23 protein-coding genes are annotated in these 25405 nt (G+C 65.3%); 12 read left to right on the top strand and 11 right to left on the bottom strand.

The window, feature by feature from the left end; all coding sequences use genetic code 11:
• On the bottom strand, positions 1 to 735 hold a 735-nt coding region (locus ACN0V4_RS19945), incomplete at its 3' end, for a BapA prefix-like domain-containing protein (protein WP_417679393.1).
• A gap of 550 nt (positions 736 to 1285) precedes the next feature.
• Between ACN0V4_RS19945 and ACN0V4_RS19940 the strand changes: the two genes are divergently transcribed.
• The 3 genes from ACN0V4_RS19940 (at position 1286) to ACN0V4_RS19930 (ending at position 5318) form a co-directional block, all read left to right on the top strand.
• A complete protein-coding gene (locus ACN0V4_RS19940) occupies positions 1286 to 3103 on the top strand; it encodes a response regulator (RefSeq protein ID WP_417679391.1) in 1818 nt (605 codons plus the stop codon).
• A 218-nt stretch (positions 3104 to 3321) separates the two neighbouring features.
• Positions 3322 to 3960 carry a response regulator gene (locus tag ACN0V4_RS19935; RefSeq protein ID WP_417679399.1) on the top strand — a complete coding sequence of 213 codons (639 nt, stop codon included), beginning with the start codon at positions 3322 to 3324 and terminating at the stop codon, positions 3958 to 3960.
• 119 nt (positions 3961 to 4079) lie between these two features.
• A complete protein-coding gene (locus tag ACN0V4_RS19930; RefSeq protein WP_417679389.1) occupies positions 4080 to 5318 on the top strand; it encodes a glycosyltransferase in 1239 nt (412 codons plus the stop codon).
• 124 nt (positions 5319 to 5442) lie between these two features.
• On the opposite strand, the gene ACN0V4_RS19925 is transcribed toward ACN0V4_RS19930, so the two are convergent.
• From ACN0V4_RS19925 to ACN0V4_RS19910, 4 genes are all read right to left on the bottom strand, one after another.
• Positions 5443 to 5985, bottom strand: coding sequence for a MucR family transcriptional regulator (locus tag ACN0V4_RS19925; RefSeq protein WP_417679387.1), 543 nt, complete (start codon positions 5983 to 5985; stop codon positions 5443 to 5445).
• Between the two features lie 366 nt (positions 5986 to 6351).
• Entirely contained in the window at positions 6352 to 6852 is a 501-nt protein-coding gene (locus tag ACN0V4_RS19920) for a hypothetical protein (protein WP_417679385.1), read from the bottom strand.
• 133 nt (positions 6853 to 6985) lie between these two features.
• Entirely contained in the window at positions 6986 to 7948 is a 963-nt protein-coding gene (locus ACN0V4_RS19915) for a pirin family protein (RefSeq protein ID WP_417679384.1), read from the bottom strand.
• Between the two features lie 43 nt (positions 7949 to 7991).
• Positions 7992 to 8291 (bottom strand): GNAT family N-acetyltransferase, encoded by a 300-nt coding sequence (locus ACN0V4_RS19910; protein ID WP_417679382.1) that lies wholly within the window; start codon positions 8289 to 8291, stop codon positions 7992 to 7994.
• 604 nt (positions 8292 to 8895) lie between these two features.
• Between ACN0V4_RS19910 and ACN0V4_RS19905 the strand changes: the two genes are divergently transcribed.
• Positions 8896 to 10005 (top strand): helix-turn-helix transcriptional regulator, encoded by a 1110-nt coding sequence (locus ACN0V4_RS19905; RefSeq protein WP_417679380.1) that lies wholly within the window; start codon positions 8896 to 8898, stop codon positions 10003 to 10005.
• A gap of 101 nt (positions 10006 to 10106) precedes the next feature.
• Here the strand turns inward: ACN0V4_RS19905 and ACN0V4_RS19900 are convergent, their stop codons facing one another.
• From ACN0V4_RS19900 to ACN0V4_RS19880, 5 genes are all read right to left on the bottom strand, one after another.
• Positions 10107 to 11036, bottom strand: a complete 930-nt coding sequence (locus ACN0V4_RS19900; protein WP_417679378.1) for a CobW family GTP-binding protein — start codon at positions 11034 to 11036, stop codon at positions 10107 to 10109.
• Positions 11033 to 12526: an amidohydrolase family protein gene (locus ACN0V4_RS19895; protein ID WP_417679376.1), complete on the bottom strand. Its 1494-nt coding sequence runs from the start codon at positions 12524 to 12526 to the stop codon at positions 11033 to 11035. Before ACN0V4_RS19895 ends, ACN0V4_RS19900 begins: the two co-directional genes overlap by 4 nt.
• 125 nt (positions 12527 to 12651) lie before the next feature.
• The gene (gene dctP, locus ACN0V4_RS19890; RefSeq protein ID WP_417679374.1) at positions 12652 to 13638 is read right to left on the bottom strand and encodes a TRAP transporter substrate-binding protein DctP; all 987 of its coding nucleotides are present in this window, start codon (positions 13636 to 13638) and stop codon (positions 12652 to 12654) included.
• A 38-nt stretch (positions 13639 to 13676) separates the two neighbouring features.
• A complete protein-coding gene (locus ACN0V4_RS19885) occupies positions 13677 to 14222 on the bottom strand; it encodes a TRAP transporter small permease (protein WP_417679372.1) in 546 nt (181 codons plus the stop codon).
• An 11-nt stretch (positions 14223 to 14233) separates the two neighbouring features.
• Positions 14234 to 15475 (bottom strand): TRAP transporter large permease, encoded by a 1242-nt coding sequence (locus tag ACN0V4_RS19880; protein ID WP_417679370.1) that lies wholly within the window; start codon positions 15473 to 15475, stop codon positions 14234 to 14236.
• A gap of 249 nt (positions 15476 to 15724) precedes the next feature.
• Between ACN0V4_RS19880 and ACN0V4_RS19875 the strand changes: the two genes are divergently transcribed.
• From ACN0V4_RS19875 to ACN0V4_RS19855, 5 genes are all read left to right on the top strand, one after another.
• Positions 15725 to 16459, top strand: coding sequence for a TetR/AcrR family transcriptional regulator (locus ACN0V4_RS19875; RefSeq protein WP_417679368.1), 735 nt, complete (start codon positions 15725 to 15727; stop codon positions 16457 to 16459).
• 100 nt (positions 16460 to 16559) lie between these two features.
• A complete protein-coding gene (locus ACN0V4_RS19870) occupies positions 16560 to 16907 on the top strand; it encodes a RidA family protein (protein WP_417679366.1) in 348 nt (115 codons plus the stop codon).
• A 15-nt stretch (positions 16908 to 16922) separates the two neighbouring features.
• A complete protein-coding gene (locus ACN0V4_RS19865; protein ID WP_417679364.1) occupies positions 16923 to 18158 on the top strand; it encodes an NAD(P)/FAD-dependent oxidoreductase in 1236 nt (411 codons plus the stop codon).
• A 72-nt stretch (positions 18159 to 18230) separates the two neighbouring features.
• Positions 18231 to 18614, top strand: a complete 384-nt coding sequence (locus tag ACN0V4_RS19860; protein WP_417679362.1) for a DUF4186 domain-containing protein — start codon at positions 18231 to 18233, stop codon at positions 18612 to 18614.
• Positions 18611 to 19090 (top strand): aminoacyl-tRNA deacylase, encoded by a 480-nt coding sequence (locus tag ACN0V4_RS19855; RefSeq protein ID WP_417679360.1) that lies wholly within the window; start codon positions 18611 to 18613, stop codon positions 19088 to 19090. The genes ACN0V4_RS19860 and ACN0V4_RS19855 overlap by 4 nt, the downstream gene beginning before the upstream one ends.
• On the opposite strand, the gene ACN0V4_RS19850 is transcribed toward ACN0V4_RS19855, so the two are convergent.
• Positions 19087 to 20328 carry an Hsp70 family protein gene (locus ACN0V4_RS19850; RefSeq protein WP_417679358.1) on the bottom strand — a complete coding sequence of 414 codons (1242 nt, stop codon included), beginning with the start codon at positions 20326 to 20328 and terminating at the stop codon, positions 19087 to 19089. The genes ACN0V4_RS19855 and ACN0V4_RS19850 overlap by 4 nt on opposite strands.
• Positions 20329 to 20463: 135 nt before the next feature.
• Here ACN0V4_RS19850 and ACN0V4_RS19845 point away from each other — a divergent pair, with 135 nt between their 5' ends.
• The 3 genes from ACN0V4_RS19845 (at position 20464) to ACN0V4_RS19835 (ending at position 25286) form a co-directional block, all read left to right on the top strand.
• The gene (locus ACN0V4_RS19845; protein ID WP_417679356.1) at positions 20464 to 22275 is read left to right on the top strand and encodes an alpha/beta hydrolase; all 1812 of its coding nucleotides are present in this window, start codon (positions 20464 to 20466) and stop codon (positions 22273 to 22275) included.
• Between the two features lie 453 nt (positions 22276 to 22728).
• On the top strand, positions 22729 to 23967 hold the full coding sequence (locus tag ACN0V4_RS19840; protein ID WP_417679354.1) for an META domain-containing protein: 1239 nt from the start codon (positions 22729 to 22731) through the stop codon (positions 23965 to 23967).
• A gap of 131 nt (positions 23968 to 24098) precedes the next feature.
• Entirely contained in the window at positions 24099 to 25286 is a 1188-nt protein-coding gene (locus ACN0V4_RS19835) for a pyridoxal phosphate-dependent aminotransferase (RefSeq protein WP_417679352.1), read from the top strand.
• Positions 25287 to 25405: the final 119 nt, after the last annotated feature.

The raw sequence follows: 25405 nt of genomic DNA, 5'->3' as shown, positions 1-25405 counted from the left end.
CGGTCCCGCCGCCCCAGTCGGTTCCGTCGGTTCCGTCGGTCCCGTCGGCTCGGTCGGTTCCGTCGGTCCCGTCGGTTCCGTCGGCTCGGTCGGTTCGGTCGGTTCGGTCGGCTCCGTCGGTTCGGTCGGTTCCGTCGGTTCCGTCGGTTCCGTCGGTTCCGTCGGTTCGGTCGGTTCCGTCGGCTCGGTCGGCTCCGTCGGTTCGGTCGGGTCCGTCGGTTCCGTCGGTTCGGTCGGCTCCGTCGGCTCGGTCGGTTCCGTCGGCTCAGTCGGTTCCGTCGGCTCGGTCGGTTCCGTCGGCTCGGTCGGCTCCGTCGGTTCCGTCGGCTCGGTCGGTTCGGTCGGCTCCGTCGGTTCGGTCGGCTCAGCCGCGTCAGACGACCCACCGCTGGCGATCAATGCGCCGCTGGCAACGACGAAACCTGCAGCGGCCAGAGCTTCCTCCTGCGACAGGCCCATGATATCGGCCATTCCAGCGGCCGCGGCGTTGTCGCCGGCCGCAGCGGCGTGGGCGGCATCCGCTGCAGTGAAGGTATAGGGACCATCCACCAGCGTCAGATGGCTCATCTGCCCATCCGGACCCACGACGAAGAATTTCTCCAGCACGACCTGGTCGCCGTTCTTCATCTTTACGACCAGATTGTCCCCCTGACGGGTGAAGCTTTCCACATCATCTCGTCGAGCGTTAATTCTGAAATCCGTGGGCTTCTCCGCCCGCAGCACTTTTTTCGCCATAGCTCTAGGTCCCTAGTCCCAATCACTGTCACTTGTCTTGCCACCCACGAGAGCGCAGCGGCGCCGGTCTCGCTAAGCGGTCGAATGTCAAAGCCATCGCTGTGCGCTCCGAGGTTCCCCCGCGCTCAGAGGTCACTCATGCCCCAAGCACTCACCAACAGCCTTTAGTATGTATAACAGCCAACAAGTATGTATCGCAATCACCGATAGTTTATTTTGGGGCCAAAAGTATTGATCGCCATATACTATTGAAAAATAAGGGATTTCATCGGGATCCATCGCCTTCGGCAGCAGGGAGCCAATGACAGTGCTCGCCCCTGCGACAGATTGACAACAAATTGCGGACAATTTACCCGGCCGGGGCCCAAGGCGAGGCTCCTCTGCACCGCGGCATGAACCGGATAATCGCCGCCGTCGATTCGTCGCGGCGGGTAGACAACGCCACCGGGACAACGCGCGCTGCCGCCGCGAAAGTCCTTGATATCTCGGGCAGAAGATCGTTTAACCTAGGCCATCGGCGCCCCCCTTCCCCATCTCTGAAACAGGCCGCATGACCGCTTCATCGTCTGAGTCCGAAGGCATCGACGCCTGCCGCTCCCTGCCCGAATTGCTGCAGGGCCTCGCGGTCCCTTGCCTGCTTCTCGATGACGCCGGGACGGTGATATTGCGCAACCCGGCGGCCGAGGCGCTGAGCCAGGCGTTATGGCCGGCCAGTGCGCCCGAAAATTGGGCAGAACTGCGCGCCAGCATCCCGGAATTCCCCGAAACAAGGCCGATTCCCACTGCGGGCGACCATCTCGGCCACCGCCTTGTCGCCAGCCGCATCGACAGCAAGACAAAGGGCGCCGCGCATTACCTGCTCCAGTGCCCGATCGACGAGGCCGACCGCGCCATGCAATTGGCGGCCGCGGTCCATGACGTCCGGACCGACCTGCAGACGATCATCGCCGCCAGCGAGCTTTCGGCGCAGGACGCCGCAGACCAGGGACTTCAGAGCAGCATCACCGCCGCGGCCGAACACGCGTTGAAGCTGATCAACGCCGCGCTCGATCTCGCCCGGCTGGAGTTTCTGCAAGACAGCCCCGCCCGGGATCCCCTCCGGGTGGCGACCGTGGTGCGACAGACGGCAGAGCGGCTGATGCCGCTGGCGCAAAAGAACGGCCTGATCTTTCGAATTGAGCTACCGGCAGAGACGCGACGGGTCGAGGCGCTGGCCCAGCCCATCATCACCATCACACAGAACCTGCTCAGCAATGCGTTCAAGTTCACCCGCGCGGGCGAGGTCTGCCTGTCGCTGACAGAGACCCCCGCTGGCGCGGCAGGCTGGTGCGACTATTGCCTGACCGTCGAAGATACCGGCGACGGCTTTCACGGCGCCGAGCGCGAGGCCTTGCTGGCACCGTTTCGGACCGGCGCCAATCGCCCCTCCAATCAGCCCGGCACCGGCATCGGCACCTATCTGATTCAGAAGGCCGTCACAGCCCTGAACGGCCGGCTCGAAACCACCGCCCCGGCCCGGGGCGGCACGCGGATCGCCGCCCTCTTCACGCTGCCCCTTGTCGAAGAACAAGCCTCGGCACCCGAAGCGGAGCCCCCAGCGGAGGCGTCCGACACCTCGCTTGCGGGGATGCGGATCCTGATCCTCGAAGACAATGCCACCAATCTCAAGCTGTTCCTGCGCACCCTGTCGCAGGCTGGCGCGGTCGCAGAGGGGGTGACCGATGGCCGGCAAGCCCTGGCCAAGCTCACCGCCGATGGCGCGACCTATGATCTTGTCCTGCTCGACCTGACGATGGAGGGCATGGATGGCATTGCCCTGGCCACCACGCTGCTGCTGTCGGACAGGCCCGGGGCGGGCCTGCGCCTGGCCGCCCTGACCGGGCACGACGACGACGCCACCCGCGCCGCCTGTCGCGTCCTCGGCATGGGCCATACCCTGGAAAAGCCGATCCGACCGCGAGAGCTGTGCCGGAAGGTCGCCGAGCTGACCGCCCTGCCGCTGCCGCCCTCTCCGCTTCCGGCGGCGGCACTGAATCAGGACCTGGTGTCAGAGCTGATCGAGGACATGGGAGAGCAAATCGCCGTCTCGCTCCTGCAGCGGGCGCTGAAGGAGGCCAGCGATCTGTTCGACGAGCTGGTCCGCAAGGGCGTCACCGCCGAGGGCCGCAACGGGATACACTCGGCTCTCGGCTCCTCGGGCCTCACCGGGCTGGCGCGGGTCGAATTTGCCCTGCGCGTGGTCCAGGCGGTTTCCCGGATCCGCGAAAACGGCAGCCCCGCGATGACGGCGGCGCTGGACCTGTTGCAGCGCGCCCTTCGTGAGACGCAGCGCCGCCTTGCGGACTGGCCCCCGCCCCCCGGCCGATGACCCCTTGCGGGACAACCGCGATGAAAGTCATGTCTCACCCCCCTTGCGGGCCAAAGTCCTGCAAATCTGTCAAAGTTTAGCCAAGGCATCGGGCCAAATACAACCGAAGCAAGAAAGGTTCACCGCCTATCCTCGGAATATATATTGCATACTATTGTATGGTGCGCTCATATGATCTTTATAGCGCCCGCCGAACAGGTCGATCAGAAGGAAACAGAATGGATCAAGCGCAAACTGACAAGCACATCTCATTACTTGTCGCAGACGATCATGCCATGATCCTTGACATGATCGAGCTTTTCCTTTCGTCCCTTCCCGAACTCAAGGTGCAAACAGCCCAATCCCTGGACGAGGCGCTGGAAGCGGTCGAGCGCGAGGGCAGCTTCGATCTCATCCTTCTTGATCTCCACATGCCCGGGATGAACGGCGTCGAAGGCCTGGCCCGCGCCATCAAGGCCAACAAGGGACATCCCGTCGCGATCCTGACCGGCAACCCGACCCCGCGCAACGTCGAGGACATCCTGAAGGCCGGCGCCGCCGGCATCGTCCTGAAGACCACTCATATGCGCACCCTGGCCAATGCGATCCGCTTCATGGCCGCCGGGGAACAATATGTGCCGCACGAGATCACCGTCGACCGGTCTCAGGCCCATCTCTCCGCCGAAACGCCGCTGTCGGAAAAGGAAACCCTCGTCCTGTCCTATCTGGTCGAGGGGATGCCCAACCGGGAAATCGCCGAAGCGCTCGGCCTTGCCGAGCCCACGATCAAGATGCATGTGCGCTCGATCTGCGGCAAGCTCGGCGTCAAGAACCGAACCCAGGCGGTCATCAAGGCAAAGGATCTCGGGATCGTCTAGACGCCGCCGGGCCAGTTCCCGGGGCGCCACGCAGGAAAGCGGCACGCATCCAGCGCGGTGGGCGGCAGCCCTTGAGCCCTGCCTCCTCCGGATCGCGGCCAGCAGAAGGAACAGAGCTCATGCCACGCCCAGTCATCCTCTTCGCCGGAGCCGTCTTTCCGGGACAGTTCGGCCAGCTCTGCGAATACCTGCGCCGCGAAGGGCTGGCAGAGACCTATTTCCTGACCACCCCGGGGAATGCCAAGGCCAATGCCGGCAAGGTCCCGAACCTTCTGAGCTTTCAGCCCGATGGCAAGATCGTCGGACCGCAAAGCTATTACTATTCCAGCAAGGTCGAGCGGTCGGCCCGTATCAGCCGCGGCATCCTCCAAGCCGTTCAGGAGCTGAGCAAGACCAAGCGGATCGACGCGATCGTCAGCCATTCGCTGCTGGGGGCGCCGCATTTCCTCTATGACGAGGTCGACGCGGCGATCATCAGCTATATCGAATTCCCCAGCTACCGCGCGCATGGCTGGGATCCCGACTATCCGCCCGATCTGGCGCAGCGCCTGACCGACCGCAACATGGAGATGCTGCATTTCCATCAGGTGCTGAAAAGCGATCTGACCATCGTCCCCAGCTTCCAGGCCAAGGAGATGTTCCCGCCCGAGCTGCATGGACGGATCGAGGTTCAGCTCGAAGGTTTCGACATCACCCCGCCCGCCCCGAAGCCGGCCACGCCCGGCAAGCGCTTTACCATCGGCTTCGCCGCTCGCGATCTGTCGAACGCCAAGGGGATCGACATCTTCATGCGGCTGGCCGACCGGCTGCTGGCCGAGGGGATGGAGGCGCGTTTCGTGGCGATCGGCGATCCCGATGCCCCGACCTATGGATATGAACAGCAATGGGTCGAACGGCGTCATGCCGGTACGGTCAAGAACTTCCGCGACCATGCGCTCGGCCTTTACCCCAATGCGGCGCAGATCGAATTTCCGGGCAAGCTGCCCTATGCGCAATTCTCCGAACTCCTGGGTGAGATCGACCTCTTCCTCTATCCGCTGCGCTTTGGCGTGGCGAACTGGGGTCTGATGGAAATCCTGATCCGGGGCGGCTGCGTCATCGCTCCGAACCGTGGCTATGCGGCCGAGCTGATCACCGACGATGTGAACGGCGTGCTGCTGCCGGATGACGACGACCAGTGGATCGCCGCGATCCGTGCGCTGCAAGCGGATCCGTCCCGGCGCGCGCGCTATTCCGCCGCGGCGCGAGAGACGGGCAAGACCTTCCACATCAGCAGCGTGGCGCCGCGCTATATGCGCCTGTTCCAGAAAGCGAAGATCAATCAGGAGAGACGGGAAAAGGTCGCGCGACTGCGCTGACGACCGCCTCCCCTGACGGCTCGGGGTGCCCCGGTTCCCTGCGCCGCCCCCTCCCCCAAGAAGGTGCGGCGCCCCGCTTTCGTGAGTGACCTGCCTCTGTCGACCGGAGCGCGCCGCTTCGCCGTCAGCTCAGCAGGCGATCAGCCTTGCCGGCCGAGGTGTCGCGGCGATAGCCGCCCAACCCGATGCTCTTGGCATAGGCCGCTTTGCGGCGGGAATAGCTGGGCGCAACCAGAGGCATGTCGAAGGGCAGCGAATAGAGCGCGCGATACTGTTCCTCTGACAGACCGTGCTGTGACTTCAGGTGGCGCTTGAGCATGCTGAACCCCTGACCGCAGCACAGGCAATAAACCCGGTCGTCGGTCACCGATTGCTCGATCGGAATGACCGGGATCGGCGTGATCGCTTCCCTCCTCGCGGCGGCTCCGGCGGCGGCCGGCCGCGCCTTGTCCGCCTGCGCGCCGCCAGAGAAGAGCAACCCGGAGAAGACCTCACCAAGGGCGTTGGCCAGCTCGACGATTTCTTGCGGACCGACATCGGACCGGGCCGCGAAGGCTGCCGTCACCCTCGAGATCGCTCCGATCATCTCGTCTGCAGACGGGGACCGCTCCCTCATCCGGGAAGGGTGATCGGCGTTCGGGGCTTGCGACACGGGAATAAACGTCATCTTTGGATCCTCTCAACCGTTACGGCGCACAAATATTCTGTCGCACCTGACCTTGCCGCCCTCACCGTCCGATCCTGATCAGCGAGGTGCACTTGTCAGATTCGCGAGTCTCACATCCTTAAGTATGTACAATCACCATACTTGAGTACGAATTCAACTGGAATAGCCTCAAATCTCGCAGCTTCGCAATCAATTGCCTCGAATTTGACAGCTGCAGAATGCTTTCGGGGCCAACATCGGCTGCCTCAAGCGGAGCTTTCCGGCCAAGGACGTTGGCGGTTCCCCGTCAAAGTGAGGTTCGGCGCCTTGATCGCCCCAGCGCCCCATGCAGAGCCGACCGCACGAACGCCCCCGACGGGTCCGCGATCATTTTCCGCCCATGTGCCAAAGGCCCGAGGATCCCATATCGAGGATCTTTTTGTCGCCAACGGATAGAGCAAGACGTTCTGGTCTGCCGATCCCGGCCAACAAGGGCCCGGCGCCCCGCACCAGCGTTTCGAACGGCTGCGCTATGTCCCCTGCATCGACTTCACCAAGATCAACCATGCCTTCGTCACGGCGCGGAACGTGCGCAACCGGCTGTCCCGCACCCCTTGTTGCCTGGACAACCACTTGCGGCCCCAGGCTGTTTTCTACCTGCTCGCCGATGGAAATCTTCAAACAGGAAGATCGCTTTTCCGAAGGCTGGCCAAGACCCTGAGCGACAGCCAGGGGCTGGAATTCACCACCTTCTGGGTGCGGTAGTATCGCCAGGATTTCCTCGCCTTCGGCTATAAGGTCGAGGCGTCGCAGGCCCTGCGGGAGTTTCGGCGCGACAAGGATCTGGCGCTGGCCAATTCCGCGTGACCGGGCGGGGATATCCAGCACCGGACCGAATTTGCCAAAGCCCCCCAGCACCGGACAGGATGATGGTGCTGCCCCCCGACACCCGGGCTGATCGGGGCATCCCCCGAGGGGGCCATAACGCAAACCCGCCCGGCTTTCGCCAGGCGGGCCGGGATCAGAGCTTGATCTTCATGCGGTCCATGTCGGGGGTGATCGGAATGAATTCTTCGGTATCGCCGACCGGCAGGTGGAACGGCCCGCCCGAGAAATCCTCGGCCTTCCAGGCCGCCTTCGCTGCTTCGATCTTCTCGGGCGATGAGGAGACGAAATTCCACCAGACATAGCGCGGACCATTCAGCGTCTCGCCCCCCAGCGCCATCAGCCGCGCCCCCTCGGGTCCGGCCTTGACGGTGATCCGGTCGCCGGGGCGGAACACCATCATGCGGCCGGCCTCGTATCTTTCACCGGCGATCTCGATGGCGCCCGAGGTGATATAGAGCCCGCGATCCTCATGATCGTCGGGCAGCGGAAAGGCGGCGCCGGGGGCAAGCGTCACATCGGCATAGAAGATCTCGCTTTGCATGGTGACCGGCGATTTCGCGCCCCAGCCGGTGCCCAGGATCAGCCGCGCCTCGGCGCCGGCATAGTCGAGATGCGGCAGCGCCTCCTTGCCGTGATGTTCGAAATCGGGGGCCATATCCTCGCGATCCTCGGGCAGCGCCACCCAGGTCTGGATGCCGAACAGGCTGCTCGGACCCTTGCGGGTCTCGGCGCTGGTGCGTTCGGAATGGGTCACCCCCTGGCCCGCCAGCATCCAGTTCACCTCACCGGGATAGATCATCTGATGGGTGCCGATGCTGTCGCGATGCTCGAACTCTCCCTGATAGAGGTAGGTCACCGTGCCAAGCCCGATATGCGGGTGCGGCCGCACGTCGATGCCGGCGTCGGTGATGAATTCAGCCGGGCCCATCTGGTCGAAGAAGATGAACGGCCCGACCATCTGCCGCCGCGCCGAGGGCAGCGCCCGGCGCACCTCGAAGCCGCCCAGATCGCGGGCGCGCGGTATGATCAGCGTCTCGATACTGTCGAGCTTGCCGGCCTCGGGGCAATCGGGATCAAGCGTCGGGTTCCAGCTCATGTCGGTATCCTCCTGGTCGTTTGGGGGTGGTCGGGTCGGTCCGTCACCACTGGATGACGTCGGCCCAGTCGTCGCGATGCTTCATCGCCTGCGCCCGGACATAGGGGCAGAGCGGCACGATACGCTGGCCCGCCGCGCGGGCGTCCGCGATCAGACGATCGGCCAGAAGCCGCGCCACGCCAAGCCCCCGCATGCTGTCGGGAACATAGGTGTGATCGGCGATGATCAGCGTCGGCGTGACCTTGGAAATGGTCAACTCGGCTTCCTCGGCAATACCCTCGACCCGGGCGGCATAGCGCGCCTTGCTCTCGGTATCGCTGCGGGTGATGTCTATGTCGCTCATTCTCGGTCTCCCTGCGGGTTGGCGTTGTTTTCGTGCATATCCACGCACCATCAAGGTGATGTGGCGCAGACCAGTAATGTCCGTGACCATATCCTGCCCCTTCGGTGCGTCGGTTCGTCACCAAGGAAGTTAGGCGCATTGCGCCAACCGCAGAATAGTCGAAATGCATCATTCATTATTGCATTTTTCGCAATAAACTTGGCTCCTCTAGCCTGTCGTTTTGCATGTCTCATCAAAAACGGTGTCCATCACCGCGACAGTCGCACTCTTGCTAGGCCCCTCCGCCGAGGCCCGGAGCACGGCAGCACAGCAGTGACCGGACGGATCGAACGCCTCCATCTCTTCGTTCGGACGACAGAAACCAGCCGCTTCGCCCGGGCGGCGCCCGAGAGTTGGCTTGCCGCCGCTTGCCCGCCCTATGAGACACTGCCGGCGAGAGGTTCAGCTTTCACCAGCTTGGTCGCGAATGGGTCCCGAACGAGCCAACGCTTCCGTGTCACCCCGGGGTCGCCCCGAGGCGACACGGAATGATGCGTTGCTTCCCCGCAGGTTCCCTGTATCCTTCGGTGACCTGCCCAATCCGAACCTGCCCGGAACGAAACGCATGCTGTTTCAGCCGAGAGATATTGCCGAACTGTCGGCGATTACGACTGCGGCCGCAAATGATCCGAAGCAATGGCGCGCGTTTCTTGCGCGTGCGGCAAGCGTTATTGGCCCGGTTCACGGCCATATTCTCGGGTTTTCAGCCGATAACAGCTCCATCGGCACGGTCTATCACGGCTATGATGACACCTTCATTGACCATTACCTGTCCTATTATGCCGAGAAAAACCCATGGGCGCCGGGGTGGATCGCCCACCCCGAAGGGACGGTTTTGGATGCCCGTCAGATGTATCCCGACGATCTGTTGGTCAGGACAGAGTGGTATGCTGACTGGATCAAACCGCAAGACGATCTGATCCTCGGTGGCGGCAGCGTCGTTGCGAAATCGCCCGAGGGCACCTTCCTGATCGGAGCCAATTTCCCGCGCTGCGCCGGGACCGCGGTTCGGGACAACTGGCTGGACCTTTTGCGCATCCTGATGCCGCAGCTGCAAAGCGCCTGGCGACTTACCCGAACCATGGTGCAGATGAAATTGGGCGGGACCAGCCCTGCAATCCTGATCGTTCGCCCCGACAAGCGCCTCGCCTTCGTCAGCGACGAAGCGGCTGGCCTGCTGGAAAACGGTAATCTTCTGGCGCTTACCCCAACCGGCAGGATCGCGATGCGGTCGGCGATGCTTGACCATTGGCTGGACGAGGCGCTGTGGCAGCTCAGCCGCGGCAATGCCGTGAGCACGACCGCCAGCTGGGCCCCGACCCCGGGCGGCCCGCGCTTCAGGCTGAGCGGGAACCCGATGGACCGCGATCTTGTCGACGCCGCCTGGCCCTTCGCGATGCAGGGGGTGGAAGGGCTGTGCCTGCTGCTGGTGATCAAGCAGGATGATCTGGCGACAAATGACTGCCCCAAGCTCTGCACCGCCCTGGGTCTGACGATCGCCGAAGCCGAGGTCGTTATTGCCCTCACCAAAGGGCATTCGCTGCGAGAGATCGCCGAACACCGCCGCGTCAGCCTGCATACCGTGCGCAGCCAGGTCAAATCGGCGATGTTCAAATCCCAGTCACAGCGCCAGACGCAACTGGTGACCAAAGCACTCGCCGCGCTGACTGACTAGGCCGGCCCAATGCAGGCGCCCGAAGCCGGGAGGCGGCAGTATTATGGCACGCGCGGCAATCCCGGCAGGCCGCCCCCGGAGATGACGCGCCAACAGCCGGCTCAGCAGTCCTCCAGCAGGCTGCGCGCCTTCTCCGGGTCGAACTCGGCAGCCCGACCGATCAGCACCAGCCGGCAGCCGGGCGCGGTGGCGGGATCGGCCCGCTCGACGGTGGCGCGGCGCCCCACCAGTTGAAACAGCAGCGGCGTGCCCGGGTGATCGGCACTGTCGATGAACCCCTTGGCGCGCAACAGTCCCGGCGACAGCGCCTGGATCGCCGCCTGAAAGCGCGGCATCGACAGCGCCCCCTCCCGCGTCCATTCCAGCGTGGCGAAACGATCCGCCGTCACCGCCGCGCGGGGCACGCCGGCCAGCCGCTGCGCCGCATCGCTCTGCATCGTCTCGGGCGCGAGCAGAAGAAGCTCCAGTTCCTCGGCATCGCGGTCGGGATCGTAAAGCCGCGATTTGCCCTGCGCCGCCAGCAGCGCGCGCAGCCGCAGACGCTCGGCCTCGCCCAGCCCGGTGGCCTTGGACAGGACCAGCAGATCGGCCCCGGCCACCTGCGCCTGCCACAGGGGATCGCGGGTCACCGCCACATCGTCGGTGATCGCCTGCGCGTCGACAACACAGACCACCGCCTCGACCGTCACATGGCCGAACAGCAGCGGATCATAGAGCGTTTCGATGATCCCCGCCGGGTCCGACACGCCGCTCGCCTCGACCACGATCAGCTCGGGCGGCGGGTCGCGGTCCAGCAGCGTCTTGAGACTGCGCAGCAGATCGCCCTGCAACGAACAGCAAATGCAGCCGTTGCGCAGGCCGAGGATTTCCTCGGTCTGCCCTGCGATCAGCTCGGCGTCGATGTTGATCGACCCGAAGTCGTTGACGATGGCGGCAATCCGGCGCCCGTGGGCGCCGGTCAGAAGCCGGTTGATCAGCGTGGTCTTGCCGGCGCCAAGCGCGCCGGTCAGGACCAGAACCGGCAGGCTCATCGCCGGATGGCGCGACCGGGGCGCGCGTCTTCGACCAGCAGCCCGTTGCGGATCACCGGCGCGCCGTTGACCAGCAGGTGTTCCACCCCTTCCGAGGGTTGCACCATGTTCGAGAAGTCGGACTTGTCGGTCAGCCGGTCGAGGTCGAAGACCAGGATATCGGCGTCCATGCCCTCCTGCAGCCGCGCCTTGCGGGCGATCTGCGGCGTGCCCTTCTCGATCACCGCGGCCGGGATGATGGTGCATTTGGCGATGCCCTCCATCAGCGGCACCAGTTCCCAGTCGTGCACATAGTCGCGGATGAACTTGGTGAAGCATCCGGCCGAGCGCGGGTGCGCCGAGACATCCGAGGGCAGCGGCCATTCCTCTCCGATATAGATCGAGCCATCGGGCTTGATCCAGGGCATCGCGTCCGAGCCGATGGCGCCGCCCGGATAGGTCACCGACATGTCGAGCAGGTCCTGATGCTCCGGCTTTTCGGTGATATTGAGGAAGTGCCACATGATCAGTTCCGAGGGATTCTCGTCCCCCGCCTCGAGGAAATCCTCGCGCGAGGTGAAGCGGCGGCGGTTCCGCACCGTCTCGATATCCGAATATTGCGAGCCGGTGACATTGGTGAAATTCTCCGCCCGCAGGAAGGAGGCCGAGGCGACGGTGGAGCCGGTGCCATAGGGATAGGCCTCGACCGTGACCGGCAGCCCCTGATCCTGCGCCTTCTTCAGCACGGTGACCGCATGTTCGATGTCGAGAAGCGAGGTCGAGTTCAGGTGGCAGATATGCATGTCGCAACCGGTCGCCCCGGCCAGGCCGATGATGCGCACATAGGCCTCGACCGCGGACTGCGGGTCGGTGTTGCGGGCAAAGGCCACGTGGGTGAAGGTCGCGCAATTGGCGGCCTTGGCGGCGTCGCAGACCCAGACCAATTCCTTGATCCCCGTGCCCATCGCATAGCCGTTGGGGATGCCGACGCCGATCGCCCCGTCGGCCAGTTCCGCCGCGACCATGTCGGCGATCGCATGGGCCTGTTCGTTGGTGGCCGCATCGGTCGACCAGCGGGGATCCTTGGCCGCATTGCCCATGGCCAACAGCGGTTCGACACAATCCTCCAGCGGGAAATCGGTCATCACCGCCATGCGGGCAATGATCCAGGCGGCGGCGGCGCCATAGTTCAGCACCCGGCCGCGTTCGGCCTGCAGATCGTACCAGGGGCCGACCGGCATCGCACCGACCTCGAGTTCGAGCGAGGTGGTGACACCGTCGAAGGCCTGCATGCGGTCAGCCGGGATCGATTGGCCATGACCATGCAGGTCGATGAAGCCGGGGCAGACGATCTTGCCGGTGGCGTCGAGTTCCAGCTCGCCAGCACCAAGCCCCTGACCGATGGCGGCGATGGTGTCGCCCTTGATGGCGACGTCAGCCACCTCGTCCCGGCCGGTTTCGGGATCCATGACACGGCCGTTGCGGATGACGATGTCGTATTGTGCGGACATTTTTCAGCTCCTGATGATCCGAAAGGGAAACCCGGGGACGAACATGCCCCCGGGGAAACGGTTATGCGCGCCGAAGGCCGGCGCGGCCGATGATCAGTGCGCGGGGCCCCGCAGGGGGCCACCGATCACTCGGCGTAGGACTTGATGTCGTCTAGAATGGCTTTCTGCCGGTCCGGCGCAACCCCGTCGACCTTTTCCGACAGCGGCGCGGCGGCTGCGGCGAAGGTCGCCAGCTCCTCTGCGGTGGGCTCATAGACGGTGATGCCGGCGGCCACGGCATCGGCCTTCTGACGCTCGTCGACATCCGGCAGCCAGGCCTTGACGGCCGTATCCGCGGCCTTCGCCGCCGCCTTGACCTGATCCTTCTCCTTGTCCGACAGCCCATCCAGCCAGGTGATCGAGGCGATCGACAGGCGCACGCCCGGCGCCGCCTTGAAGTCGGTGAAATAGTCGAAGAGATCGGCCTGCCCGAAGGTCACCGGCACGCCAACCGGGTTGATATAGCCATCGGCGATCCCGGTCTGGATCGCGTTCGGCACCTCGGTCCAGGGCACCACCACGCCCGAGGCGCCGAGGGAGGCGAACAGATCCATCTGCATGGTGTCCATTGCCCGCATCCGCAGATCGGACATGTCGGCTGCGGTCTTTACCGCGTGCTTATTGTTGAAAAGCCCACCAAACGGCCCGAGCGGAATCGCCGACAGCACCTGGAACCCCTCGGGCACCAGCGTCTTGTTCACATCCGCAAGGAAGCCCGAGTTCTCCATGAAGCGGGCATAATGGGCCTCATTCTTGAACTGATAGGGCAGCTGCGGCACCCGCATTTCCGGATTGAACTCGACCGCGACGCGATAGTCCGACATCGACACGTCCAGGATGCCAGACCGGATCTGGTCCAGCCGCTCATCCTCTCCGCCGATGGTGTTATAGGGGAAAACCTCGGTCTCCCAGCCATCGGCCTTCAGGGCCTCGATGAAGGTATGCGACCAGAGCGCGGTGCCCGAGTTCTTCAGATCGGGAACGGTATCCTCGGCCAGGGTCACGCTCTGGGCGAAGACCGGCGCGGTCGCCAGGGCCAGAAGGGTGGCTGCGATAGGCAGGCGAAGGGTCATTTGGCGGATCCTCTGTTGGATTTCGGTTTTCTGGAAAATCATGCCGGTTCGGCGGTGATGATATCGGTCAGGATCGCCGCCTCACGGGCGCGAACCCGGGCGGAAAACAGGACGCCGAGGCCCGAGACGGCGTGCAGGCAGATGAGGATGCAGGCCACCGGCAGCGCCATCGACATGAAGGCGGTGGAAATCCCCAGCCCTTCCGAGGTGCGGCCCATCTGCCGCATCACGAAGGGATAGGAATAGAGCAGCACCGGCAGGAAAAAGCCCCAGGCCGCCACCGCCCGCGCCACCGCACGGATCGCGGTGCGGGCCTGGCTGTCCGGGCGCGGGGTGACCAGCGAGGGGTCGGTATGGGTGTGGAAGGCCACCGTCGCCCCCATCATGCCGCCCCAGACCATCAGCCAGCGCGCCAGCTCCTCGGTCCAGAAGGGCGGCGCGGCGAAGACATAGCGGGCCACCACCTGCAGCAGCACCACGACCAGCATACCGCCGAAACAGGCCACGGCGAAGACGCCGGCACAGGTGTTGACCGCGCGGGTCAGGGCATAGAGCGCCTCAAAAATCCGGGCGAGAAGTTTCATCCTCTGTCTCCTCAGTAACCGAAGGCGCGGGGCAGCGCGGTGGACAGGGCCGGCACGAAGGTCAGCACCATCAACAGCGCGATCTGCACGGCAAGGAAGGGCAGCACGGCGCGGGCGATGGTCCAGTAATTCACCTTGGTCACCGTCGAGACCACCAGCAGCGCGGCGCCGAGCGGCGGGGTGACGATGCCCAGCATCAGGTTCACCAGGATCACGATCCCCATATGGATCGGGTCCACCCCCATCTCGATCGCCGGGGGCACCAGCAGCGGCACGAAAAGCGCCACCGGCACGTCAAGGAAGGTGCCGAAGACCAGGAAGATGATGTTCAGCAGCAGCAGATAGCGCCAGCCATCCAGCCCGAGGTTCTCGATCACCCCGGAAATCGCCCGCGGCAATTGCTCGATCCCGGCGAGATAGCCGAAGATCGCCACCGCGGCGAGCAGGATGAAGATCGACCCCGACATGACGGCGGTGCGATAGAGCGAGTCATAGATCACCCGGAACGACATCTGCCGATAGATCACCCCGGCCAGGATGGCGCAGAGAACGGCGACGGCGGCGGCCTCGGTCGGGGTCATGATGCCGAAGACGATGCCGCCCATGATGATCGCCGGGATCAGCATCGCCGGCGCCGCCACCCAGACCCGGCGCAGAAACACGCGGAAGGGCACGCTTTCGCCACGCGGGTGATCGTAACGGCGCGCCATATAGGCGTTGAGCGCGAAGAGCACCAAGGCCATCAGCAACCCCGGCACGATCCCCGCGATGAACAGCGCGGTGACCGAGGTCTGCATCAGGGCGCCATAGAAGATCAGCGTGATCGACGGCGGGATGATCGGCCCGATCACCGAGGAGGCGGCGGTGATCGCGCAGGCATAGGCTATCGGATAGCCCGACTTCCTCATCGCCGGCACCAGCGTGTTCGACACCGAGGCCGCATCCGCCACCGCCGACCCCGAGATCCCCGCGAAGAAGACCGATGTCAGCACGTTCACATGACCAAGCCCGCCACGCAGCCGCGCCATCATCGCCGAGGCGAGATCAAGCAACGCCTGCCTCACCCCCGCACGGTTCATGATCTCGCCGGCGAGGATAAACAGCGGCATGGACATCAGCGAGAACAGGTCGATGTTGGCAAGGATGCGCTGCGGCGCCGCCGCCAGAAAGCGATCGCGGCCAAGCGCGATGAACGACAGGACCGAGGCGGTCCCGATGATATGGGACAAGACCGCGCCGCCGATCAGCAGCACAATATAAATAGAGAGTCATCACGACTACGGGCAAGAGATCGGCCCTATCCGTGGGCAGGCCGCGGCCCGCGTTGTGTTTCTTGTCTCCGAACCGCTATAACACCTGGGTCATGTCTCTGCGGAGGCCGGGTCTGCGCACAGATTAATTGTACAGTGATCAACGACAGTTCACCTATCAATTGCTCAGTGGAGAATTATTTCAAATCGCGTTCCTCCCACCGAGGGGTGACGCGGCGAAGAGGTGAAAAGATGGGCGGAGCGAAAAAGACCAAACAGCCTTTGGGGCGGGCCGCCGCCATCGGCCTGACCAAGGAAAAGATCGTCGCCGAGGCGATTCAGATGATCGACGAAACCGGGCTGGCGAATTTTTCGATTCGCGATCTTGGCCGGCGGCTCAAGGTCTACCCCGCCGCGATCTACTGGCATATTGGCGGTTCGAAATCGGATCTATTCAGCGAAATCTGCGGCGGCATGATGGCCAACCTGATGGCGCAGGACGAGGTGAGTGAGAATTGGCGCGACACGCTGCGCGATCTTCTGGGTCGCTATCGCACCCGGATGCATGCCCACCCGCATATCGCGCCGATGATCGGGGCGCAGATGCGGTCGAACGGCGCCCCCAACGCGCCCTGGGTCGAGATCATCCTCGATGCGCTCTATCAAAGCGGGCTGGAAGGCCAGGATGCCATCGACGCCTTCAACGCGCTGGTCGGCGGCGCAGTGGGCTTCACCACGATGGAGTTGGGCGCGGCGCCCGATTCCAAGGAGGAGTGGGAACAAAGCCTTGATGATAAAATGAACGCGCTCTCGCCCGAGGAATACCCGCATCTGACCATGCTTTATCCGCAGATGCGCAACCGCGCCTTCGTCACCCGCTGGAAGAACGGATCGGACACCCCGCTCGACAGCGGCTTCGAGATGTTGGTGGACAGCCTGATCGAAGGGGTGGCGGCACGCAGCCGAAGGCGGACGACCGGCGGCTGAGGCAGATATTGAACACCGGATAATTGTTGCGTTATTATCCAGTGATCAATTATGTTGTCGATGCCGGGTCTCCCCTCCCGCGACTGAAAGGAATCCTCCCGTGTCCGTCCCTTCCCTGCCGTTTTCCAAGACTCGCCGCCTTGGCGATACGCTCTATCTCTCCGGCGAGCTTGGCTTTGATGCCGACGGGCGCGTCACCGGCGACGCGGCCAATCAGACCCGCCTGGCGCTGGCGCGCATCGCCGCGACGCTCAAGGCCGAAGGGCTGGGTCTGGACAAGGTGGTGAGCTGTACCTGCTATCTGACCGACATGGCCGATTTCGCCGCCTTCAACGGCGCCTATGGCGAAGTCTTCGGCGATCCGCTGCCGGTGCGCACCACCGTGATCGCCGGGCTGGCCCTGCCCGAGGCCAAGGTGGAAATCACCGTCATCGCCGATCTGTCCTGAGAAAGGCTCCTCCAAATGGCTGAGGTTCTGATCCTTGGCGCCGGCATGGTCGGCACCGCCACGGCATTGGCCCTGCAGGCGCGCGGGCATGATGTGGTTCTCGCCGATCGTCGCGCCCCCGGGCGCGAGACGAGCTATGGCAATGCCGGGGTGATTCAGGGCGAGGCAGCCGAACCCTATGGCCTGCCGACCCGACCGCTTGAGCTTCTGAGCCTGGCGCTCGGGGCGAAGAACGCGGTGCGGGTGACCCCGGCCGGGGTGGCCGATCAGTTCGGAGCGCTGATGCGCTATCTGCGCAATTCGCTGCCGGCCCGTCACCGGGCGATCTCGGCCGTCTATTCGCAGCTGACCGGCCGCGCCATCGCCGCGCATGAACCCCTGGTCGAAGCCGCCGGCGCCGGCGACTTGATGCGCCCGCATGGCTTCCGCCAGGCCTATGCCGATCCCGCGCGCCTTGAGGCCGACAGTCGCAATGCCGAACGGCTGGCGCGCGACTATGGCCGCGGGCTGCGGTTGCTCGACGGGGCCGAGCTGGCCCGGGCGGAACCGGGGCTGCGGGTATCCTATGCCGGGGCGATCCAGTGGGAAGACTGCTGGGCCTGCAGCGATCCCGGCGGGCTGGTCACCGCCTATGCCGGGCTGTTCGCCCAGCGCGGCGGCGAGGTCGTCGAAGCCGACGCCCAGAGCCTGAGCGCCGACGGGTCCGGCTGGCGGGTCGCAGGCCCGGACGGCCCGATCACCGCCGAACGCGTGGTGCTGGCGCTTGGCCCCTGGACGCCAACGCTGCTGGCGCGCTTCGGCTACCTGGTGCCGATGGTCGGCAAGCGCGGCTATCACCTGCATTTCCGTGGCGCCCCCACGCTGAACCTGCCGCTGATGGACATGACCGTTTCTTCGGTGATGTCGCCGATGCGCGCCGGGCTGCGGGTGGCGACCGGGGCCGAGCTGGTGCCGATGACGGCCCCGATCAACCGCCGCCAGATCACCCGGGCCGAGGCACGGGCGCGGCAGATGTTCGATCTGGGCGAGGCGGTGGAGGCCACCCCCTGGGTCGGCACCCGCCCCTGCCTGCCGGGCATGCTGCCGCTGCTGGGCGAACTGCCCCGCACCCCCGGCCTCTGGGTCCACTTCGGCCACGGGCACCAGGGCTTCACCCTCGGCCCGGTCACGGCCGAACTGCTGGCCGCGGCGATGGCCGGCGAAACCTCGCCGCTGATTGCCGCGCTCTCCCCCGCACGCGCGATGCGCTGACCGCCCAGCGGGCGCCCCGGGGGCTTTTCCCCGGGGCGCCCGCCGGTTATGCCGATGGCAGGAGCCCTGCCGATGATCCCCGACGACGATCTCTTCACCCGCCTCGCCCGGTCGCGTTTTCGCAGCCGGTTCCATCTGGGCGCGCGGGATCGCGACTATGCCAATGCCAAGGGACGCGGGGTGATCGCCACCCATGCGCAGGATTTCATCGCCCGGCGTCTGGCCCCCGCCCTGCCCCGCAACGACGGCAAGCAGACCCCGATGCGCGGCCATCCGGTCTTTGTCGCCCAGCATGCCACCGGCTGCTGCTGCCGCGGTTGCCTTCAGAAATGGCACGGGCTGAAACCCGGTCGGGAATTGAGCCCCGACGAACAGGCCTATATCGTCGCGGTCCTGATGCGCTGGATCGACGGCGAGATGGGCTATCGCCCGCCCGAGGAGAGACAAGGACAATGAGCAAGGGAACCCCCGGCACCGCCTTTCTGACCAAGGCCAAGGTGGCGCACCGGCTGGTCGAATACGATTATCATCCCGGCCACGACCGGGTGGCGTTGCAAGCGGCCGAGGCGGTGGGGCTGCCCGCCGGGCAATTGCTGAAGACCCTGATGGTCGAGGTCGACGGCAAGCCCGCCTGCACCGTGGTTCCCGGCGACCGCAGCCTGTCGATGAAGAAGGTCGCCGCCGGTTTCGGCGGCAAGTCGGCCAGCATGATGCCCCCCGACAAGGCCGAGAAGCTGACCGGCTATCACACCGGCGGCATCAGCCCCTTCGGCCAGCGCAAACGGGTGCCGATCCTGTTCGAAGCCGAGGCAATGGAGCTGGCCGAGGTGGCGATCAACGCCGGCCGCCGCGGGCTCTTGGTGCTGCTGTCACCGCGGGAGGCCTGCGCGGCATTGCAGGCCGAAGCCAAACCGCTCTGCGCTGACGCCTAGGCGGTTGCCAGCGCCAACCCGTCGACCACCGCGGTAAAGGCCTCGGACCGCAGGATTTCCGCCTTCGGACAAAGCCGCGTGGCCTCTTCCGAGACCACCCGCATCAGACTGGACCCGCCGACCAGGATGACCCGGCCGATCTGATCCGGCGACACGCCCGCAAGGGTCAGCGTCTCTGCCGCCGCCTCGAACAACTGGGCGCGATAGGGGGCCAGTGCCGCGTTCAGACTGTCGGGGCTGACCGGGCGCGACAGTTTCGGCGCGATGAAGCCCATGGCGATCTGCCCGGCGTTGGCCCCATTGTTGGCCTGAATCTTGCCGGCCTCGACGGCAAAGGCCAGCTCATGCCCCAGTTCCTCTTCCAGCACGGTCTGCAGCCGGCCCATCGACCTTTCATCCACCGCCATGCGCAGCATGTCGGCCACCATCCGGCGGGTCTCCGGCGTGTAGAGAAAGGGGATTTTCGCCCAGGTTGACAGATCCACATAGATCGCCCGCGGCACCGGCAGCAGGTCGTTGCCAAGTTCCCGCCTGAGCTGCCCGCCCAGACCCAGGGCCGGCATCGCATGGGCCATCGACACCGCGTGATCGAAATCGGTGCCCCCCAGGCGGATGCCGTGGCTGGCCAGGATCTCCGGCCGCGCGCCAGCATTGCGGAACACCGAGAAGTCCGAGGTGCCGCCGCCGATATCGACGATCAGCCCCAGATCATTGTCGCGCCCCAGCCCCTGACAGGCGATCGCCGCGGCCTCGGGTTCGGGCAGGAACTCCACCGCCTCGAAACCGGCGGCCAGATAGCAGGCGCGCAGATCGGCCTCGGCCTGGGCATCGCGGTCGGGATCGTTGCTGTGGAAATGCACCGGCCGGCCCGACAGCGCGCGGGTGAACCGCTGGCCGGTCGCCGCCTCGGCCCGCTGGCGCAGCTCGGTCAGAAATTCGGCGATGATCCCGGCGACGGTGCGGCGCTTGCCACCGATCAGCCGGCTTTCATGCAGCAGCGCGGTGCCCAGCACGCTTTTCAGCGCCCGCATATAACGGCCTTCCTCGCCGTCGATCAGCGCCTCGGCGGCGGCGGAGCCGATCCGCATCCGCCCCGAGCCGCCCAGCGGGAAGAATACCGCCGTCGGCAGGGTCTCCTCCCCCGTCTCGATGGGGATGCGCCGTACCTCCCCGTCCTGCAGCACGGCGGCGGCGGAGTTGGAGGTTCCGAAGTCGATGGCAAGAATATCGGTCTGCATGTCGCACCTGTCCGGGAAAGGCGGTCGGGCTACCCGGTTTCGCCGCCTGGTGCAAGACTGCGTGATTGCCTACGGCGGGAGTTCCTTGCCACAATGGCAGCGCAGCCCCCTGCGCGCTTTTTGAAAGGTAACTGGATGACCCCCCCGCGACATGACGGCCCCCCGGCCGATCAACGCTTTCTCACGCCGGAGATGCCTCAGGATCCTGCGACAGAGGACGCCCTGCCGCTGGAACCGATCGACCTTGAGATCGTCGCCAGCACCTATCGCGCGATCGTCGATCAGGAGGCCTTCGAGGAGATGATCGCCAACTGGAACACCAAGCTGAACGCCGTGGGGCACAACAGCATGGCGCGGCGCGGGATTTCCAGACAGCTCTTCGGGCAGCTCGCGCTGGCGCATAAGGCGCTCGATACGCTGGACATCCCGGCCGAGAACGACCCGCTGAAAAAGGCGATCCTCGACGTGCCGGGGCCAGCCATCGTGCTGGCGCCGAACGGGCGGGTGGCCATGGCCAATATCGCTGGCGCCGGCGCCTTCGACGTCCAGGAGGGCGCCTTTCTGGACCCGGATGTGATCGACCCCCGCTCGCGCCAGGACTATGCGATGCTCTGCCGTGCGGCCAATGGTCAGGGCAATACCGCCCAGACCGTGCTGACCATCACCCCCGGGGGCAAACCTGGCGTCACCACCGATTCCTTCCTGGCCGAGGGCTATCTGATCAAGGTGCGCGGCCAAAGCGACTATTACATCGCGCTGCGCTCGCTCGAGATCGACTGGAGCCCGACGGTGGGCCCGCGGCTGCGCCAGGCCTTCGGTCTGAGCCAGGCCGAGGCCGAGGTGGCGCAGATGTTCTTCCGGCTGCGCGATCTCGAGGCGGTGGCCCGGGGCCGCGGAGTGTCGCTGTTGACGGTGCGGACCCAGATGAAATCGCTGATGGGCAAGACCGGCGCCCCGTCGAATGTCGATCTGATGCGGCTGCTGTCGATGATCGCCAGCCGCGAAGTGGTGGGCCGGCGCGGCGAATCCCAAGTCTGGCACGATCCGCTGGGACGCGAGGAACAGATCGTCCTGCCCGGGGGCCGCGTCGTCGCCTGGACCTGGATGGGGGCCGAGGACGGCATGCCAGCGGTGCTGCTCAGGGGGTTTCCGATGGCCTATATCCTGCCCGGCGAGGGCGAGGCACGGCTGCGCGCGGCCGGAGTCAAGCTCTATGCCCTGTCGCGGCCCGGGTTTGGCAATAGCACGCTCGACAGCACGCTGAGCCCGAGCGATGACAATCTGGCGGCGCTGCGCGCCTTTCTCGACCACAAGGTCGACGGCCCCTGCGTCGGGATCGGCATGTCGAACGGCTTTGTCCCGCTGCTGGAAGAGCAGCACGCCAACCCCTCGCGCTTCAGGTCCCTGATCGCGATCGGCTATACCGGCGTGCTCGACCGCAGCGGCATCCACCGGCTGCAACTGATCCAGGGCACCATGATGCGGCTGGTGGTGCGGGCGCCCTGGCTGGTCGAACTGCTGGCCAAGGCCGGGCACCGGATGATGCGGCAATATGGGGTCGACTGGTATCTCGATCGCGCCTATCGCAGCCGACCTCTCGACATGCAGTCCTGCCGTCACCCCAACATGGTCACCCTGATCCGCAACGCCTGCGAACATCTGCTGAAACAGGGGCACGCCGCCTTTGTCCGCGATCTGCAACTGGCCGTCGCCCCGGTCGATCAGATGATCGACGATCTGACGGTGCCGCTGCTGTTCCTGGCCCCCACCGAGGACGGCGTCTTCGACGAGCGCGCCTATCGCAAGCTCGAAACCCGCAACCCGCTGATCCGGGTCGAACCGGTGACCGAGGCGGGAGAGCTGATCTTCTATCAGCGCAACGAACTGATCATCGACCGGATCATCGAGGCGGCGCAAAGCGGCCGCAGTGCCACTGTCGCAGTCTGATGCCGTCAAAGAACGCCAGAAAATTGGCGCAAGTCGCCACCATACACCATCTGAGGTATGACAGCCTGGCCTCTTCCTCCTAAGCTAGTCTGCGAATCTGCCGAATTCGGCGATTTGGCTTGCTCAGGCGCACTCGGCCCCCTCGGACCGTCTGCCTTGGGAAGGTCCCCACCTCTTTGAAACCTCTCTGAGGGATATTTCAGCAGGTCATCGTGGGTGAGTGACGCGGTGATCACTTTTCCAAGTGCCGTTTTTGCGCGCTATTTGAGTAGCAATGTCTTTAGTCCCAATGCCGCGGTGGTCCGCCACCGCGGCATTTTTCCGAACGCGCGACACCGGGCGGATGGGCAAGAGATCGCCACCCCGCCCACAGGGCCGGTTGCGCCCCGCCTTGCCGCAAGCCAGAATGGCATCGTCCGGGCCAAGCCGCCCCGATCAACTCAGAGCACGACATTGAAACTTAGTGATATTTTCAAGCCTTCCCTCGCCGCCCTGCTGACCCTTCCCGCCAGCCTCGCCATCGCCCAGGAGACCCGGGAGATCACCGGCGCGCTGCAATACCGCGAACGTATCGCCTTGCCGGAAGACGCGCAGATGGTGATCGAGCTGCGCGGCTGGCAGGACGCGATGCTCGGCATGACCGAAGGGTTGACCGCCGGCCGCCAGGTTCCCCTGCCCTTCGCCGTCGACCTGCCCGCCGGGCTGCGCGCCCGGCTGCGGGCCGGCATCCTGACCGAGGGCCGGCTGCGCTGGATCAGCGATCCGGTCGAAATCGCTGCCGGGAACGACCCGCTGGATCTGGGGGCGGTTGCACTTGCCGGGGTCGACCCGCTGCTTTTCGCCAGCACCTTCCAATGCGGTGATCAGGATGTCCGCATCGGCATTCAGGACGAACGCGCCGTGATGGAACTGGGCGACCAACGCTATCCGCTGATCGAGGCGATCGCCGCCTCCGGAGCGAAATACGAGGCGGAGGGCGACCCCAGCACCTATTTCTGGAGCAAGGGCGATCAGGCGATGATCAGCATCAAGGGGCAGGACCTACCCGATTGCACGCTGGTTCCCCCGGTGTCGCCCCGCTATACGGCCGCCGGCAACGAACCGGGCTGGAGCCTGAGCATCAGCGACGGGCAGATCACGCTGCTGACCGATTACGGCCAGCAGAGCCGCAGCGCACCGTTGCCGCCGATCCGGGTCCGGGATGGCGCCTATCTGCTGACCCTGGCGGAACCGACGCTGGAAATCGCGGTGCGGGAAAGCCTCTGCCATGACAGCGCCACCGGCATGCCCTATCCCGACAGCCTGACCCTGACCGGCGGGGCGCAAACCCTGACCGGCTGCGGCGGCGATCCCCTCAGCCTGCTGGGCGGCACCGACTGGACGGTCGAGACGATCGCCGGCACCGAAACAGCCGATGCCCCGCGACCGACGCTGGCCTTCGGCGCCAGCGATCGCGTCACCGGCAGTTCCGGCTGCAACCGCTATACCGCAGCCTTCAACCTGACCGGCGAGGGCATCTCGATCGGACAGGCCGCGAACACGATGATGGCCTGCGCGCCCGAGGTGATGAGCCGCGAACGCGCCTTCCTCGACGCGCTCGCCGCCGTGGCACGGTTCGATGTCGATCCCGCCGCCGGCACGCTGCGGCTGATCGGGGCGGATGATCAGGTGCTGATCTCTGCCCAGCGCTGAACCCGCTTAGATCGCCCCCTGTCGCGCCGCGCCCTTCGGGACGCGGCGCTTCGCGTTTGAAAGGGCTGGCCTTTGTCCGGCTCTGACGATCTAGTGCGGCCAACAGACATCGCCCGACTGAAGAGCCCCGCATGAAACGCCTTGCCCTTGATCCGACATCCGCCCTCGCCGCGATCCGCAGCCCTCTGATCGACCTCGAGACCGACAATATCGCCACCCTCGCCGAACGCGCGGCAGGCAAGCCGGATCTGATCGCGCTTTGGTATGGCGAAGGCGATGTGGTCACGCCGGAGTATATCCGCCAGGCGGCCAAGGATGCGCTGGACCAGGGCCAGACCTTCTATGTGCCGCAGATGGCCGGCCACCCGGCCCTGACCGCGGCGCTGGCGGCCTATCAGTCAGATCTGCATGGGGTCGAACTGGGCGAGGATCGCACCACCATCACCCCCAGCGGCATGCAGGCGGTGCATCTGGCCTGCACCCTGCTGCTGCAGGCCGGCGACAACGCGGTCTATGTCGAACCGCAATGGCCCAACATCCGCCGTGCGATCGAGATGGCCGGCGCCGAGGCGCGCCCGGTGCCGCTCCAGATGGTCGGCGACGACTGGAGGCTCGACCTCGACCGGCTGTTCGACAGCTGCGACGCGCGCACCCGGGCGATCATCCTCTCCAGCCCCTCGAACCCGAGCGGCTGGATGGCCGATCTCGATCTCTACCGCGCGCTGATCGAGTTTTCCCGCAAGACCGGCATCTGGATCATCTCGGACGAGGTCTATTCCCGGCTGGTCTTCGAAGGCCGTGCGGCGCCGTCGCTGTTGCAGGTGGCAGAGCCGGAAGATCTCGCCATGTGCATCAACGGCTTTTCCAAGGCCTGGGCGATGACTGGCTGGCGGATCGGCTGGCTCAATCACCCCGTCTCGCTCGCCCCCGTGGTCCGGGCGATGACGCAATACATGAACTCGGGCACCGCGGCGATGATCCAGGCCGGGGCGCTGGCCGCGATCCGGCAGGGCGAGCCGACGGTCGAGATGATCCGCGACCGGGTGAAGGGCGGGATGGAGGCGGCCTATGCCGTGCTCGGCCGGTCGAATTCGGTGGTGCTGCCGAAGAGGCCCGGCGGCGGCATGTACACCTTCTTCCGCATCGAGGGGGAAGAGGACGCCAACCGCGCCTGCCTGCGGATGATCGAGGAGGCCAGCGTCGGCCTCGCCCCCGGCGGCATGTTCGGCGCCGAGTTCAAGGGCTGGATCCGCATGTGCGTCGCCCGAGAGCCCGACCAGATCGCCCAGGCCTGCGAACGGCTGGTCGGTATCCTGTAACCCCACTTCAACCCGAAACTTGTGACGCGCGCCCCCTGCGGCGCGCGTTTTGCATAGAATCCAGGCAAAATCCATGTCCCGGGCCATGGCATTCTCTGGCGCCCTAAAATAATTTGCAT

It is taken from the genome of Pseudodonghicola sp. (assembly GCF_048268305.1).
Classification (GTDB): domain Bacteria; phylum Pseudomonadota; class Alphaproteobacteria; order Rhodobacterales; family Rhodobacteraceae; genus Pseudodonghicola.
The sequence above is the reverse complement of the archived record's forward strand: the minus strand, read 5'-3'. Positions and strand labels throughout refer to the sequence as shown.